Below are 14,872 nucleotides of genomic sequence, written 5' to 3'. Positions count from 1 at the left end.
TGGGCCGCGTCAATCGGGGTTGCGCGACGATAGCGTGCATGGCTTACAGAGCGCGATTTCACGAGAGGGAAAAACAATGCGGCCATCGGGACGGCAAACGGACCAGCTTCGGTCCATCAGTATCGAAACCGGCGTGACGCGGCATGCCGAGGGCTCCTGCATGATCCGCTGCGGTGATACGCATGTCCTGTGCACCGCCTCGATCGAGGATCGCCCGCCGCCGTTTTTGAAGAACACCGGCCTGGGCTGGGTCACCGCCGAATACGGCATGCTGCCGCGCGCCACCCATACCCGTGGCCGGCGCGAGGCCAAGAATGGCCAGACGGGAAGAACACAGGAAATCCAACGGCTTATCGGTCGCAGCCTGCGGGCTGCCGTGGATCGCGTGGCCCTGGGCGAACGACAGATCACCATCGACTGCGACGTGATCCAGGCCGATGGCGGCACCCGCTGCGCCGCGATTACCGGCGGTTGGGTGGCGCTGCGCCTTGCGGTGAACAAGCTTCTCAAAGCCGGAATCGTGACCAGCGATCCGATCAAGGACCATGTGGCCGCCGTCAGCTGCGGGATCTACGCAGGTCAGCCGGTGCTGGACCTCGATTACCCCGAAGACAGCGAAGCCGGCGTCGATGGCAATTTTGTCCTGACCGGGAATGCCCGGCTGATCGAGGTTCAGATGTCTGCCGAAGGCGCGACCTTCTCGCGTGACGAGATGTCGTCGCTGCTGACCCTGGCCGAGGCCGGAACCGCGGCCCTGGTCGACGCGCAAAAGGCGGCTCTGGCATGACCCGGCGGTTTGACGGTGACACGCTTCTGATCGCGACCCACAATCTGGGCAAGCTGGACGAGATGCGCGCGCTTTTCGAACCGCGCGGCATCACGGTCACGTCGAACGCCGACCACGGCCTGCCCGAGCCCGAGGAAACCGGCACGACCTTTGTCGAGAATGCCCGGCTAAAGGCGCGGGCTGCGGTTGCCGCCACAGGCCTGCCCGCGCTGGCCGACGATTCCGGGATCGAGATCGACGCGCTGAACGGTGCCCCCGGGGTCTATACCGCGGACTGGGCCGAAACACCGAATGGTCGTGATTTCCCGATGGCGATGACCAAGGTCAACCAAAAGCTGGAGGCTATGAACGCCCCCCTGCCCCGGCGGGCGCGGTTCTGCTGCACCCTCGTCTTGGCCTGGCCCGATGGGCATGACGAGGTCTTTGAGGGCCGCATCGAGGGTCAGGTCGTCTGGCCGATGCGGGGCGTCGAAGGCCATGGCTACGACCCCATCTTTCAGCCGGAGGGGTTCGACATTACCTTGGGCGAAATGTCCGCCGCCCAAAAGAATGAGCTTAGCCATCGTGCCGTTGCCGTCGGAAAACTCCTCGCCGCCTGTTTCTGAAGACTGGCGCAATGGGGGCTTTGGTCTCTATGTCCACTGGCCGTTCTGCCAGGCCAAGTGCCCCTATTGCGACTTCAATTCGCACGTCGTGTCCGGCGTCGATCAAACCCGCTGGGCCCGCGCACTGGTCTCTGAGATCGATCGCTATGCTGCTCTGACCCCGGAGCGGCGTCTGTCTTCGATCTTCTTCGGCGGCGGCACACCCAGCCTGATGGAGCCTGCAACCGTCGAAGCCGTCATCGCTGCCGCACAGCGACAGTGGAATTTTTCCAACGACATCGAAATCACGCTGGAGGCCAATCCCACGTCGGTCGAGGCGGATCGCTTCGTTGGTTACCGCGCCGCTGGCGTCAACCGTGTCTCGATGGGGATTCAGTCGCTCGACGACACCTCCCTTCGGGCCTTGGGACGCCTTCACACCGCAGCCGAGGCTCTTGCGGCTTTCGACGTCGCCCGCAGCACCTTCGACCGTGTCAGTTTCGATCTGATATACGCGCGGCAGCATCAGTCTGCGCGAGAGTGGGAGGCGGAGTTGAGGCGCGCCCTGTCCTTCGACCTCGATCACCTCTCCGTTTATCAACTGACGATCGAGCCCAATACGGCCTTTGGTGACCGCTTTTCCCGCAATCGTCTGCCAGGTCTCCCCGATGAAGACCTAGGCGCCGATATGTGGGTGATCACGCAGGATCTGTGCCTGTCCGCCGGCCTGCCCGCCTACGAGGTGTCCAACCATGCCCGCCCCGGTTCGGAATCGCGGCATAACCAGATCTACTGGCGCTATGGCGATTACGTTGGCGTCGGTCCGGGGGCGCATGGCCGGGTCACCACCACCGCACGAACAGCGACAGCCGCGGTGACCCAGCCCGGCAAATGGCTTGCGGATGTCGAGGCGGGCGTTGCCCCGGACACGACGGAACTCCTAAGCCCGCAGGAGCAGGCAGAGGAGTATTTGCTGATGGGGCTACGACTGTCAGAGGGGATTTCTCTGAACCGGATTGGGTCCCTGAACCCGCAGGCCCTGAACCAAACCGCCCTGTCCGACCTTCTGGCAAACGGCTTTCTGGAAGAATGCGATGGCCAGTTGCGCACGACGGCCGCAGGTCGGCCGCTGCTCAATGCGATCCTCGCTCGCTTGGCGGCTAGTCCGTAAAGCCCTGTCCGGCGGTCAGCCGCCGGCAAAGATCGTCCAGCTCTTCGAGGCTTTGGTACCCGATCACGACCTGGCCGCCCTCGGTCCCCATTTGGTGGTCGATTGAAACCTTCATTCCGATATTGGCGGAAAGATCGGACTCAAGCGCCCGCGTATCCGCATCCTTTTCGCCCTGCGGCGCCCGGCGCTGACTTTTGCCCTCCGGCTTGGGCTTGCGCACCAGCTTCTCGGTCTCACGCACGGACAATCCGCGTTGAACCACGTCGCGGGCCAAGGCGCTGGGATCCTCCGTCGTGATCAACGCCCGGGCATGACCGGCGGACAACGACCCATCACGCAGCAGGCCCTGAACGTCCGAAGGAAGGTTCAAGAGACGCAATAGATTGGCAATGTAACTCCGGCTCTTTCCCATCGCCTCGGCGAGCTTTTCCTGCGTGTGCCCGAAGCGATCCATGAGCTGACGATAGGCGCCCGCCTCCTCGACCGGGTTCAGATCAGCGCGCTGGATGTTCTCTATGATGGCGATCTCGAGCACTTCCACATCGGTGAATTCGCGGATCATCACCGGAATTTCGTGCAGTTTCGCCATCTGCGACGCACGCCAGCGCCGTTCCCCGGCGACAATCTGGAAATGACCGTCACGCTGCGGATCGCGACGCACGATCAATGGCTGGATCACACCCTTTTCCGCGATCGACGACGACAATTCGTCCAGCGCTTCCTTGGTGAATGTCCGGCGTGGCTGGTCGGGATTGGGTGCGACGTTCTCGATCGGAACCATCATATCTCGGCGCGGGGCTCCATTCTGCTCGGGGTCTTCTGGGGTAACGTCGGCCATCAACGCCGAAAGCCCGCGGCCCAGGCCGCGACGTTCCATTTTCTTCTCCGCCATCAGTTCTGCTCCGCCGTTTCTGGCCTTGCCCGTTCAAGGATCTCGCGGGCGAGCGCCCGGTAGGCAAGGCTGCCTTTTGAATTTGGGTCGTAATCCAGAACCGACTGCGCATAGGACGGCGCCTCGCTGATGCGGACGTTCCGGGGCACCACGGTTCGGAAAACAAGCTCGCCTAGCGTATCGCGCGCGTCTTGCTCGACCTGCTGGGCAAGCCTGTTACGCCCATCGAACATCGTCATCACCACACCTTCGATCCGCAGATCCGTATTCGCGGATTGACGCACCTGGCGAACCGTCAGCATCAATTGGGATAGTCCTTCGAGGGCGAAAAACTCGCTCTGCAGCGGTACCAGAACCGAATTCGCCGCGATCATCGCATTGACCGTCAGCAAACTGAGGGACGGTGGGCAATCGATCAGGACGAAATCATAACTGGATCCGTCGTCCGACGCTTTCTTCAGGGCATTTCGCAGCAAACGTGTCCGGTGTTCGATCTTGACCAACTCGATGTCGACCGAGCTAAGATCCGAGCTTGCCGGAGCAATGTCGAGGTTATTAACATCCGTGTTCCGAACGACGTCTGCAAGATCTCGGCCCTCGAGAAGAAGATCATAGGTCGTCAGTTCCCGATCCTCGGGCTCGATTCCCAATCCGGTCGAGGCATTCCCCTGGGGATCGAGATCGATCAAGAGGACGCGGCTGCCCAAGGCAGCAAGCCCCGCGCCAAGGTTGATCGCGGTCGTGGTCTTTCCGACCCCGCCCTTCTGGTTGGCGACTGCTATGATCCGCACGTTATTCGCCTCCGCGCCGGCGTATATCGCCGATCAAAAGAATTTTCCCGTCAGGTGCGGTTTTACTGTCATGTACAGCACAGGAGAAGGTCCAAGCGGCATCTGCGTCGCGGATTTCCGCCTCATACCGGTTGCCCTTAAGGAAAATAGCTGTTCCAGAATCTTTCAAATGGGGAACAGAGAGCCCGAGAAGCTTCTCCAGCGGCGCCAAAGCGCGGGCCGAGACGATATCCGCTTTCTGCGGTGGCGCATCCTCGATCCTTTGGGCGATCACCTGGGCCGGCAGCCCAATTTCGCGAACAGCGGTCCTCAGAAAGGCTGCTTTGCGCGCGTCGCTTTCTATCATCGTCACGCTCTGACTAGACGAAGCTGCACAGGCGACGATGACCCCGGGGAACCCCCCACCGCTGCCGATGTCCGTCCAAGTGGTCCAATCCGAAGCGTGGGTGAGTATCTGCAAGGAGTCCAGAATGTGGCGCTGCCAAATGCTCGGGAGATCATTTTTGGAAATGAGATTGATGGCCGGCGACCATTTTAGGACGAGGCGTTCGAACGCCCGCAGCTTTTCAACTGTTTCACGTGAAACATGCTGGGTCAGGTCGTTCATGATGCGCGCCGAAGCGATCCTGCCCGCACATTAGCCAGGAGTACCGCGAGCGCTGCCGGCGTCATCCCCTCAAGCCGGGAGGCCTGGCCGATGCTGCGCGGCTGGACCCGAACCAGCTTTTCCCGGAGTTCGTTCGAAATGCCGCGCATCAATGCGAACTGGAAATCTTCCGGGATTGCCAAAGCTTCGTCGCGCTGAAGGGTGTCCATCTCTCGCTGTTGACGGTCTAGGTATCCGGCGTAGCACGCCTCATTCTTTATCTGCTCGATCGTAGCGATATCAATTTCGCCCATCTCGGAATCCAGCGTCCTGACCGATTGCGCCTCGACCTCACGAATTGTCAGAAGATCAAGCGCCGTGGTGCCCCGACCTTCGTTCCGCCGAACATCCAGAGACGCCAACTCGTCCGATGTGACTTTGCGGGTTCTAAGCTTCGTGTAAGCGGCCTCGCGTAGCGCCATTTTCTCTGCAAAGGCCGCCTGCCGCGCATCTTTGACGCAACCAAGGTCCTTCCCGAGCGGCGTAAGACGCTGGTCTGCGTTATCCGGCCGAAGAGAAAGCCGGAACTCAGCTCGAGAGGTGAACATCCGGTACGGCTCACTCACCCCCCGCGTCGTCAGGTCATCCAGAAGGACGCCTATATAGCTTTGCGCGCGTGTAAAGATGACGGGGTCCCGCCCGCGAACGGACTGGACCGCATTCAGGGCTGCAACCAATCCCTGCGCCGCAGCTTCTTCGTAGCCAGTAGTGCCGTTGATCTGCCCGGCGAAGTAAAGACCGTCATACCCGCGCACGGCGAGGCGAAGATCTAGGCACCGGGGATCGATATAGTCATACTCGATCGCATAGCCGGGCTGAAGGATAACCGCCTCTTCCAAACCGCGGATCGAATGGACGTAATCATATTGGACCTCTTCCGGAAGAGAGGTCGAAATGCCGTTGGGATATACCGCGTTCGAGGTCAGCCCCTCAGGTTCAAGGAAGATCTGGTGAGATGTCTTGTCTGCAAACCGAACAACCTTGTCCTCGATCGACGGGCAATAGCGCGGGCCGGTCGAACTGATGCTGCCGCCATACATGGCCGAGCGCCCGAGGTTGGCCTGGATGATCTCATGCGTCCGCGGGTTGGTGTGCGTGATACCACAATTGACCTGTGTCGCGACGGGACCAGACGACAGGAACGACATCATCACCGGTTCGGCGTCGCCCGGTTGCGTTTCCAGTGACTTCCAGTCTATCGTTGATGTGTCGAGACGCGGCGGCGTTCCGGTTTTTAGCCGTCCCATCGGCAGATCCATGCCGTCCAGAGCATCGCCGAGACCGGTAGAGGCATTGTCGCCAATACGGCCGGCCGTGATCTTTCGGTCACCGATATGAATGAGGCCACGCAGGAAAGTGCCGGCCGTTAAGATCGTAGCTGCGGCCCGAATTTCAGTTCCGTCCTTCAGCTGGGCGCCGAGGATATTCTGACGGTTGCGGACGAAATCAATGACCTCACCATAAATCAGGTCGATGTTCGTGGCCGCTTGCATCTCTGCCAACATGGCGCGCTGGTACAGCGCTCGGTCCGCTTGGATCCGCGGTCCCTGAACTGCCGGACCCTTCCGGCGATTCAAAAGACGAATCTGGATGGCAGCCTGATCGGCGACACGGCCCATGATGCCGTCCATCGCGTCGATTTCGCGGACGAGATGCCCCTTGCCGATACCGCCGATGGCGGGGTTGCAGGACATGACCCCGATGTCCTGCTTCTTCATCGTCACAAGTGCGACCGACGCGCCCATTCTCGCAGCAGCGTGCGCAGCTTCGGTGCCGGCATGGCCGGCGCCGATCACGAGGACATCATAGTTGGAATGTTTCACGTGAAACGCTCCTATTTCCCGATACAAAAGGACGAGAAGATCGAATCGAGGACGTCTTCCACATCGACCTTCCCCATCAGAAGGTCGAGCGCCCGGGCTGCCAGCCGAATCTCGTCCGAGACAATCTCATCTTCCCCCGCGCAAGACAACATCGAGATCGCTCTGTCCAGATGCGCCACACCAGAGGTTAGTGCAATCCTTTGCCGACCGTGCGAAGCGCCAGCGGTCGCTGGCACCCGGGCCCGCAGGACCTTTGCCAACTCATCCAGAAGTTCGGGGATTCCCTGGCCAGTCAGACCCGAGATTGCTCCAGCATCGCCGGTCAGATCAGATTTACCGACCGCGATGATGTCACCATCCCTGAACAGCGTATCTTCGACAGTGTCCTGCAGGCTATCCTTCAGGAAGATCCGAAGATCGGCGCGTTCCGCTCGGCTACGCGCCGCCGCTATACCCAATCGCTCGACGGTATCCTCGGTCTCTCGCAGACCTGCCGTATCCAGAAGCGTGACCGCCATCCCGTCGAGATCCATCCGCACCTCGATCACATCGCGGGTCGTTCCGGCAATCTGCGATGTAATAGCAGCCTCACGGCCTGCCAACCTATTGAGAAGCGTAGATTTTCCGGCGTTCGGACGCCCCAGGATCGCAACTTCGAACCCTTGGCGGACGCGTTCGCGCGCGATAGACGTGTCGGCTTCTTGCCGCATGTCCCCCGCAATCCCGGTCAACCGATCGAGGAGCCGGTCGCGCAGGTCCTGCGGAATATCCTCTTCCGAAAACTCGATCGTCGCTTCGATAAGGCCGAGCGCCTCGATCAGCCGGTCGCGCCATGACAGGGCCTGCCGCCGCAGCCCTCCGGCCAGCACATCCTGCGCAAGCTTTCTCTGAACTTCCGTCTCCGCATCGATCAGGTCGCCCAGGGCTTCGACCTGGGTCAGGTCCATACGGTTGTTGGCCAATGCGCGGCGGGTGAATTCGCCAGGTTCCGCCAACCTCAGGCCGGGTTGCCGCGAAAGCGCCGCCTGGACCGCGGACACCGCGGCGATACTGCCATGGATCTGCAGCTCGACCGTGGACTCGCCGGTGAAACTCTGACCCTCGGGAAAGCAGAGAACCAGCCCCTCGTCGAGCGTTTGCCCCTCTTCGTTCCGTAAACGCCGGTGGCTCGCCACGCGCGGTGCGGGCAGAGGGCCGGCAAGATGCTCGGCCGCGGCAAAAGCCGCGGGCCCGGACACCCGGATGACCGCAACGCCGGCGCGCCCATGTGCCGTGGCAAGGGCAAAGATTGTGTCCATGCCCGACCTCCGCAGACGTCAGGTGTTCATCGAGTCGAAGAATTCCGAGTTCGTCTTGGTCTGCTTCAGCTTCGACAACAGGAATTCGATCGCATCGGTCGTACCCATCGGGTTCAGGATGCGGCGCAGCACGTAGGTCTTCTGCAGATCGGACTTCTCGACCAGCAGGTCCTCTTTCCGCGTGCCGGACTTAAGGACATCCATCGCCGGATACACACGTTTGTCTGCGACCTTGCGGTCGAGCACGATCTCGGAGTTGCCGGTGCCCTTGAACTCCTCGAAGATGACCTCGTCCATGCGGCTGCCGGTGTCGATCAGCGCGGTCGCGATGATGGTCAGCGATCCGCCCTCTTCGATGTTCCGGGCCGCGCCGAAGAACCGCTTGGGCCGTTGCAGCGCGTTCGCATCGACGCCGCCAGTCAGCACCTTGCCCGAGGATGGAACGACCGTGTTGAAGGCGCGGCCGAGGCGGGTGATCGAATCCAGCAGGATGACCACGTCGCGCTTGTGTTCGACCAGGCGTTTCGCCTTTTCGATCACCATGTCCGATACAGCGACGTGCCGGGTCGCGGGTTCGTCGAAGGTCGACGACACGACCTCGCCCTTCACCGACCGCTGCATGTCGGTCACCTCTTCCGGGCGTTCATCGATCAAAAGGACGATCAGATAGCACTCGGGGTGATTTTTCTCGATGGAATTGGCGATATTCTGCAGCAGAACCGTCTTGCCGGTGCGCGGCGGCGCCACGATCAGCGACCGCTGACCCTTGCCGATGGGTGCAACCAGATCGATCACCCGGGCAGACCGGTCGCGGATCGTCGGATCCTCGACCTCCATGTTCAGCCGCTCGTCGGGATAGAGCGGTGTGAGGTTGTCAAATGCCACCTTGTGGCGCGCCCGGTCGGGATCTTCGAAGTTGATCTTCTCAACCGTCACGAGCGCGAAATAACGTTCGTTCTCGTCCGGCGCGCGGATCACGCCCTCGACCGTGTCGCCGGTGCGCAGCGCGTACTGGCGGATCATGTCGGGCGACACGTAGATATCATCCGGGCCGGGCAGATAATTCGCCTCGGGGCTGCGCAGGAAACCGAATCCGTCCTGCAGCACCTCGAGCACGCCGTCGCCGCCGATCACCCACTCTTCCTCGGCCCGCTCCTTCAGGATCGAGAACATCATGTCGCCTTTGCGCATGGTCGAGGCGTTCTCGATCTCAAGCTCTTCGGCGAGGGCCAGCAGATCCTTCGGAGACTGGGCTTTCAGATCCGAAAGGTTCACGCGGTCTTGGCTCATGCAAATATCCTGTCGCGACCGCATCGGGCGGCCGGGGTCGTCTTGATCGGGGAAAATGTCAGCCGGACGGCTGCGGCCGAGAGCTAAGGACTGCCGTGCCCTGAGTCAAGATGGTTCAGAACGGTCGCACGATGACCGACACGACGATGACGATCAGCAAAAGCGTCGGCAGCTCGTTCATCATGCGGAAGCGGCGGCCCGTCACGGTGTTGCGACCGGCGGCGAAATCCTTGCGCCGCGCGCCCAGCCATTGGTGAAACCACGTCATTGCCAGCACCGCCGCAGCCTTGGTCCACGGCCAGATCTGCGACCAATCGATCAATCCGGGCGTGAAAACCAGGCAAAGACCGAAGATCCAAGCCGCGATCATCGCCGGGTTCATGATCGCGCGCAGCAATCGCCGCTCCATCGTCTGGAAAAGGGGATCGAGCGCGGGCGTCTTCTGCACCTCTTCTGCGTGATAGACGAAGAGGCGTGGCAGGTAGAACAGCCCCGCCATCCACGCGATCACCGCGATGACGTGCAGCGCAAGCGTCCATGGGTAAAGCGAAGAAAAAAAGAGTCCCATGAGGTCGGTCCCGGCGGTTTGAACAGACCTCCTTCTCTTAAAGAAATATTTAAAGAGATGAAGAGGTTTGTTGGTCCTGTGGGCATGTGAATTACGGGGTTCATCCCAAGAGTTTTCCCCAGCCTTCACGGACGGGAAAGAAACGTTCACCGACTGGGAAAAAACCTAATTAAATTTTGCGAAACAGACGCTTATCGGCATCTTGGACGCGCTTCGTTCTGTGGAAAACTTCTGTGCGAGGCGTGGAGTATCGATTTCATCCACATTTTCGGGAAACTGGGCTCCACCGGTTGATATCCGGGGTGGACACTGTGCAGCGCGACCGTGAAAACCCACAGGCAGACGCGCCGCCCCGATCTGTCCCACGTTGTCCGCTGAGTCCTTCGCGGTTTATCCACAGAGGCCTGCACATGCCCGACCTTATCCTCGCCTCCGGCTCCGCAATCCGGCAGCAGCTGTTGCGGTCAGCGGGGCTGGAGATCGCCGTCGAACCCGCGCGCATCGACGAAGACGCCCTGCGCGCCGGGCTTGAGGCCGAAGGCGCCCCGCCGCGCGACGTGGCCGACACGCTGGCCGAGGCAAAGGCGCGCAAGATCGGCCAGCGCCATGCGGACACGCCCGTGCTGGGCTGCGACCAGGTGCTGGCGCATGACGGGCGTATCCTGGGAAAACCGCCGACCGCCGACGATGCCGCCGCGCAGTTGCGTGCGCTGTCGGGACATCGTCACAGCCTGCTCTCCGCCGCCGTGCTTTACGAGGGCGGCAAGCCGGTCTGGCGCCATGTCGGCGTGGTGCGGATGCAGATGCGAACGCTGAGCGAAGGATATATCGCCGAGTATGTCGCGCGGAACTGGCCCGGGATCGGCGACAGCGTCGGCGGCTACAAGCTGGAGGAAGAGGGCGCGCGCCTGTTCTCGCGGGTCGAGGGCGATTACTTCACCGTCCTCGGTCTTCCCCTTCTCGACCTCTTGTCCTTCCTCACGGCGCGCGGCAGTCTGAAGATATGACCAGCGATCCAATTCCCCTGGCAGGCGTCATCGGCTCACCGGTCGCGCACAGCCGTTCGCCCGCGCTTCACGGCCACTGGCTTCGGGTGAATGGATTGCGGGGACATTACGTGCCGCTTGATGTCGCGCAGTCGGACCTGCGCGAGGTGATCCGCAGTTTGCCCCGGATGGGGTTCGTCGGCGCGAATGTCACGATCCCGCACAAGGAGGCGATCCTCGACATCGCCGACGTGATCACGGACCGGGCGGCGCTGATCGGCGCGGCCAATACGCTGAGCTTTCGCGACGGCAAGGTTTACGCCGATAATACCGATGGGTTCGGCTTCATGGAGAACCTGCGCCGCGGCGCGCCGGGGTGGCAGCCAAGCTCCGGTCCGGCGGTGATCTTCGGCGCGGGCGGCGCAGCGCGGGCGGTCATAACCTCGCTTCTCGACGCCGGCGTGCCCGAGATCCGACTGGCCAACCGAACCCGCGCCCGCAGCGATGCGCTGCGGCAGGAATTCGGCACCCGCGTCACGGTCTACGACTGGGTTCAGGCCGGCAATACCTTTGACGAGGCGACCACTGTGGTCAACGCCACGTCCCTGGGAATGGTAGGCAAGTCCGAGTTTCGCGTGCCGCTGGATGGTCTGGCCCCCGGAACGGTCGTGACGGACCTCGTCTACACCCCGCTCGACACGGCCTTTCTGATCCGCGCGCGCGAGCTTGGCGCCACCACGGTCGATGGTCTGGGCATGCTGCTCTACCAGGCTGTCCCGGGGTTCGAACGCTGGTTCGGAACGAAGCCAGTCGTCGACGATACGGCCCGCGCGGTGGCGTTGGGAAAATGAGCGCGCCGGTCAGGATCGGTCTCACCGGGTCGATCGGCATGGGCAAATCCACCACTGCCGCCATGTTCGGGGACCTTGGCGTGCCGGTCTGGGACGCCGATGCGGCGGTTCATCGGCTCTATTCCAAGGGCGGAGCGGCGGTTGAGGCCATCGCCGCGCTGCGTCCCGAAGCCATTCGCGACGGTGCGGTGGATCGCGCCGCGTTGAAGGACTGGATCGCCGAGGATCCCGGCGCGCTTGCGCAGATCGAGGCCGTGGTGCATCCGCTGGTGGCCAGGGACCGCGCGTGTTTCACGGGAAACACCGTCGCCCCGCTGATCCTCTATGATATTCCCCTTTTGTTCGAAACGGGCGGAGACGCCGAGATGGATCATGTCGTCGCGGTCTCAGCCCCCGCGGAGGTGCAGCGCGACCGGGTCCTGGCGCGGGCGGGCATGACCCCGGCGACCTTTGACCGGATCCTGGCCGTGCAATTGTCCGACGCGGAAAAGCGGCGACGCGCCGATTTCGTGGTCGAGACCTTGACGCTTGCCGGGGCAAGGCAGCAGGTGGCGGATATCCTTGTCCGGATCAGAAAGGAGCATGGTCTTGCGTGAAATCGTTCTCGATACCGAAACCACGGGGTTCGAGCCTGAAACCGGCGACCGGATCGTCGAAATCGGTGCGGTCGAGCTTTTGAACCACGTGCCCACCGGCAAGACCTACCACCAGTATATCAACCCAGAGCGGTCGATGCCGCAGGGCGCGTTCGAGGTGCACGGGCTGGGCGACGAGTTCCTGCGCGACAAGCCGGTGTTTCGCGAGATCGGGCAGGCGTTCCTGGATTTCGTGGGCGATGCCAAGCTGGTGATCCACAACGCCGCCTTCGACATGAAATTCCTGAATGCCGAGCTGGGGTGGATCAAGCTGCGTCAGCTTCCGTGGGAGCAGGCGATCGACACGCTGGCCATCGCGCGCAAGCGGTTCCCGGGCTCTCCGGCTTCTCTCGATGCGTTGTGCCGGCGGTTCAACATCGACAATTCCAGCCGGACGCTGCACGGCGCCCTTCTCGATTCCGAAATCCTGGCCGAAGTGTATCTGGAACTGATCGGGGGGCGGCAGCCGGATTTCGCGCTAAGCCACGATCAGGGCAGCGTCAGCGAAGGTCAGGGCCAGGAGGCGTGGAAGCCGCGGCCGCGGCCGCATCCCCTGCCCGCCCGCGTGACCGAGGAAGAGGCCGCCGCCCATGCCGCGTTTGTCGAGGGGCTGGGCGACGATGCGCTGTGGAAGAAGGTGGGCTGACGCCCACCTTGACCACCGCTTCAGTTCGCGGGCGTGGTCGCGGCCTGCTGCTTCTGCCGTTCGGTCAGCATCTGGCGGTAAAGCGCGACGAAATCGATGGTGTCGAGGTTCAGCGGCGGGAAGCCTCCGTCGCGCGTGACATCCGCGACGATGCGGCGGACAAAGGGAAAGATCATCCGCGGGCATTCGATCAGCAGATAGGGATGCAGCTGCGCCTCGGGGACATTCGTCACCTCGAACACGCCGGCATAGTCCAGTTCCAGGGCGAACAGGGTCGAGTCCTGCGCCTTCGAGGTGATGTTGAACTTGGTCGACACCTCGTACTGGTTGTCGGCCTGACGCTTGCGCGCGTCGAGATTGACCTGAACCTGGATCTCCGGCTTCAGATCGCCGCCCTTGCCCTTCTGGGCCAGGATGTTCTCAAAGGACATGTCGCGGATGAACTGGGTCAGGATCCGCATTTTGGGCGCCTGAACCTGCGTCTCGGCACCATTCGCGCCCTCGGCGGCGGGGGTGGTTTCGTCTTCGGCCATTGTGGGTGTCCTCACACTCTCAAGAATTGAGAGGTGTTTAGCAGGCCCTGCGCGTGGTCTCAACGCAGGGCCGTGCCGGACGCGACCCAGGGGCCCGGAAGGTCAGTGCCGGGTCCAGCCCGAGGGGCCCGAGGACGGGCGGTGCGTCGGACGTTTCGGCGTATCCAGATCCTCGTACTCGGCATCGACGACGTGCGGCCGGTGGGGTTCGGGCTGCGGCGGCCTCTGGCCATAGCTGAACGTTTCGACCCGAACGCGGGACCGGATCTGCGCATAGGCCCAGCGGCGGACCGGCGGGATCAGCAGCAGAAAGCCGGTCGCGTCTGTGAAGAAGCCCGGTGTCAGCAGCAAGGCCCCCGCCAGCAGGATCATCGCGCCATGGGCGAGCGGCTCACGCGGATCTCGCAATTCGTTGAACGACCGGCGCAACTGGTTCATCGCCATCGCGCCCTGCGTGCGCACAAGGTAGGTGCCCGCGAACGCGGTCAGCACGACGATCAGAAGCGTGGGCCACAACCCGATCAGGCCGCCGACCTGGATGAACAGCGCGATCTCGATCAGCGGAACCGCGACGAAGATGGCGAAAAGCCACATGGCATTATCCCTTTGTATCAGGGCGCGGCGGTAGACTTGGGGCGCCCCCTCACCTACATAGGTTTCTGGGCAGCCGGTTACCAACCCCCGGCCCACGTGAAAGAGGTCTCCATGGGTTCCGCCGCCATTCAGCTCCTTGTCCTCGCAGGGATCGCCGTATTCCTGATCCTGCGCCTGCGCAGCGTGCTGGGCACACGCGACGGTTTCGAGAAACCGCCGCTTACGGCCGCGTCCCCCGAGGACCGGCGCGCAGGACGACCCGAGTTCGAGGTGATCGAAGGCGGACCGGATCGCGACATCATCGACCATGTCGAGGACGGGTCGGAAAGCGCCAAGGCGCTCGCCGCGATGAAGATGGCCGAGCCCGGGTTTTCCGTCAGCGAATTTTTGCAGGGCGCCCGTGGCGCCTACGAGATGATCCTGATGGGGTTCGAACGTGGCGAGATGGAGGAGATCCGCGGTTTCCTCGCCCCCGACGTGGCCGAGGTGTTCGACGAGGTGATCGCCGAACGCGCCGCCAAGGGCCTGATGATCGAGGCCGATTTCGTCGGCGTGCGCGAGGTCAAGCTGGTGCGCGCGCATTATGACCGCGACACCTCCGAGGCCGAGGTTACCGTGCGCTTCCTGGGCGAACTGACATCGGTCGTGCGCAACAGCGCGGGCGAAATCGTCGAAGGCAGCCCGACCGAGATTCGCCGCCAGAAGGATATCTGGACCTTCGGCCGGATCATGGGCGCCGACGACCCGAACTGGCATCTCGTCGCAACCGGCGAATAA

17 protein-coding genes are annotated in these 14,872 nt (G+C 62.5%); 8 read left to right on the top strand and 9 right to left on the bottom strand.

Features of this window, described 5'->3' with window-relative positions:
• The first annotated feature begins 76 nt into the window (after positions 1-76).
• From rph to hemW, 3 genes are read left to right on the top strand one after another with little or no spacing between them, the layout of a single operon-like run.
• Positions 77-787: a ribonuclease PH gene (gene rph / locus EKE94_RS11210; protein WP_127906690.1), complete on the top strand. Its 711-nt coding sequence runs from the start codon at positions 77-79 to the stop codon at positions 785-787.
• Positions 784-1,392, top strand: a complete 609-nt coding sequence (gene rdgB / locus EKE94_RS11205; RefSeq protein WP_127906689.1) for an RdgB/HAM1 family non-canonical purine NTP pyrophosphatase — start codon at positions 784-786, stop codon at positions 1,390-1,392. The genes rph and rdgB overlap by 4 nt, the downstream gene beginning before the upstream one ends.
• Complete coding sequence (gene hemW, locus EKE94_RS11200; RefSeq protein WP_127906688.1) at positions 1,337-2,542, top strand: radical SAM family heme chaperone HemW; 1,206 nt, start codon at positions 1,337-1,339, stop codon at positions 2,540-2,542. Before rdgB ends, hemW begins: the two co-directional genes overlap by 56 nt.
• Here hemW and EKE94_RS11195 read toward each other — a convergent pair.
• From EKE94_RS11195 to hemJ, 7 genes are all read right to left on the bottom strand, one after another.
• Complete coding sequence (locus EKE94_RS11195) at positions 2,532-3,434, bottom strand: ParB/RepB/Spo0J family partition protein (RefSeq protein WP_127906687.1); 903 nt, start codon at positions 3,432-3,434, stop codon at positions 2,532-2,534. The genes hemW and EKE94_RS11195 overlap by 11 nt on opposite strands.
• The gene (locus tag EKE94_RS11190; protein ID WP_206615061.1) at positions 3,434-4,225 is read right to left on the bottom strand and encodes a ParA family protein; all 792 of its coding nucleotides are present in this window, start codon (positions 4,223-4,225) and stop codon (positions 3,434-3,436) included. The genes EKE94_RS11195 and EKE94_RS11190 overlap by 1 nt, the downstream gene beginning before the upstream one ends.
• Before the next feature lies 1 nt (position 4,226).
• Positions 4,227-4,832 carry a 16S rRNA (guanine(527)-N(7))-methyltransferase RsmG gene (gene rsmG / locus EKE94_RS11185; RefSeq protein WP_127906685.1) on the bottom strand — a complete coding sequence of 202 codons (606 nt, stop codon included), beginning with the start codon at positions 4,830-4,832 and terminating at the stop codon, positions 4,227-4,229.
• Positions 4,829-6,694, bottom strand: coding sequence for a tRNA uridine-5-carboxymethylaminomethyl(34) synthesis enzyme MnmG (gene mnmG / locus EKE94_RS11180; RefSeq protein ID WP_127906684.1), 1,866 nt, complete (start codon positions 6,692-6,694; stop codon positions 4,829-4,831). Before mnmG ends, rsmG begins: the two co-directional genes overlap by 4 nt.
• Positions 6,695-6,705: 11 nt before the next feature.
• The gene (gene mnmE / locus EKE94_RS11175) at positions 6,706-7,992 is read right to left on the bottom strand and encodes a tRNA uridine-5-carboxymethylaminomethyl(34) synthesis GTPase MnmE (RefSeq protein WP_127906683.1); all 1,287 of its coding nucleotides are present in this window, start codon (positions 7,990-7,992) and stop codon (positions 6,706-6,708) included.
• An 18-nt stretch (positions 7,993-8,010) separates the two neighbouring features.
• Positions 8,011-9,282 carry a transcription termination factor Rho gene (gene rho / locus EKE94_RS11170; protein WP_127906682.1) on the bottom strand — a complete coding sequence of 424 codons (1,272 nt, stop codon included), beginning with the start codon at positions 9,280-9,282 and terminating at the stop codon, positions 8,011-8,013.
• 115 nt (positions 9,283-9,397) lie between these two features.
• Positions 9,398-9,850: a protoporphyrinogen oxidase HemJ gene (hemJ, locus tag EKE94_RS11165; protein ID WP_127906681.1), complete on the bottom strand. Its 453-nt coding sequence runs from the start codon at positions 9,848-9,850 to the stop codon at positions 9,398-9,400.
• A gap of 410 nt (positions 9,851-10,260) precedes the next feature.
• Between hemJ and EKE94_RS11155 the strand changes: the two genes are divergently transcribed.
• The 4 genes from EKE94_RS11155 to dnaQ are packed head-to-tail and all read left to right on the top strand — an operon-like array spanning position 10,261 to position 12,968.
• Positions 10,261-10,857 (top strand): Maf family protein, encoded by a 597-nt coding sequence (locus EKE94_RS11155; RefSeq protein ID WP_127906680.1) that lies wholly within the window; start codon positions 10,261-10,263, stop codon positions 10,855-10,857.
• Complete coding sequence (locus tag EKE94_RS11150; protein WP_127906679.1) at positions 10,854-11,687, top strand: shikimate dehydrogenase; 834 nt, start codon at positions 10,854-10,856, stop codon at positions 11,685-11,687. Before EKE94_RS11155 ends, EKE94_RS11150 begins: the two co-directional genes overlap by 4 nt.
• Positions 11,684-12,283: a dephospho-CoA kinase gene (gene coaE, locus EKE94_RS11145; protein WP_127906678.1), complete on the top strand. Its 600-nt coding sequence runs from the start codon at positions 11,684-11,686 to the stop codon at positions 12,281-12,283. The genes EKE94_RS11150 and coaE overlap by 4 nt, the downstream gene beginning before the upstream one ends.
• Complete coding sequence (gene dnaQ, locus EKE94_RS11140; RefSeq protein ID WP_127906677.1) at positions 12,276-12,968, top strand: DNA polymerase III subunit epsilon; 693 nt, start codon at positions 12,276-12,278, stop codon at positions 12,966-12,968. The genes coaE and dnaQ overlap by 8 nt, the downstream gene beginning before the upstream one ends.
• Positions 12,969-12,988: 20 nt before the next feature.
• Here the strand turns inward: dnaQ and secB are convergent, their stop codons facing one another.
• On the bottom strand, positions 12,989-13,501 hold the full coding sequence (secB, locus tag EKE94_RS11135; protein ID WP_127906676.1) for a protein-export chaperone SecB: 513 nt from the start codon (positions 13,499-13,501) through the stop codon (positions 12,989-12,991).
• A gap of 102 nt (positions 13,502-13,603) precedes the next feature.
• Positions 13,604-14,095 (bottom strand): FxsA family protein, encoded by a 492-nt coding sequence (locus EKE94_RS11130; RefSeq protein WP_127906675.1) that lies wholly within the window; start codon positions 14,093-14,095, stop codon positions 13,604-13,606.
• 111 nt (positions 14,096-14,206) lie between these two features.
• On the opposite strand from EKE94_RS11130, the gene EKE94_RS11125 reads away from it, so the two are divergent.
• Entirely contained in the window at positions 14,207-14,872 is a 666-nt protein-coding gene (locus EKE94_RS11125; RefSeq protein WP_127906674.1) for a Tim44/TimA family putative adaptor protein, read from the top strand.

It is taken from the genome of Mesobaculum littorinae, from assembly GCF_004011175.1.
Taxonomy (GTDB): domain Bacteria; phylum Pseudomonadota; class Alphaproteobacteria; order Rhodobacterales; family Rhodobacteraceae; genus Tranquillimonas; species Tranquillimonas littorinae.
This window is presented reverse-complemented; position numbering and strand designations above follow the sequence as displayed.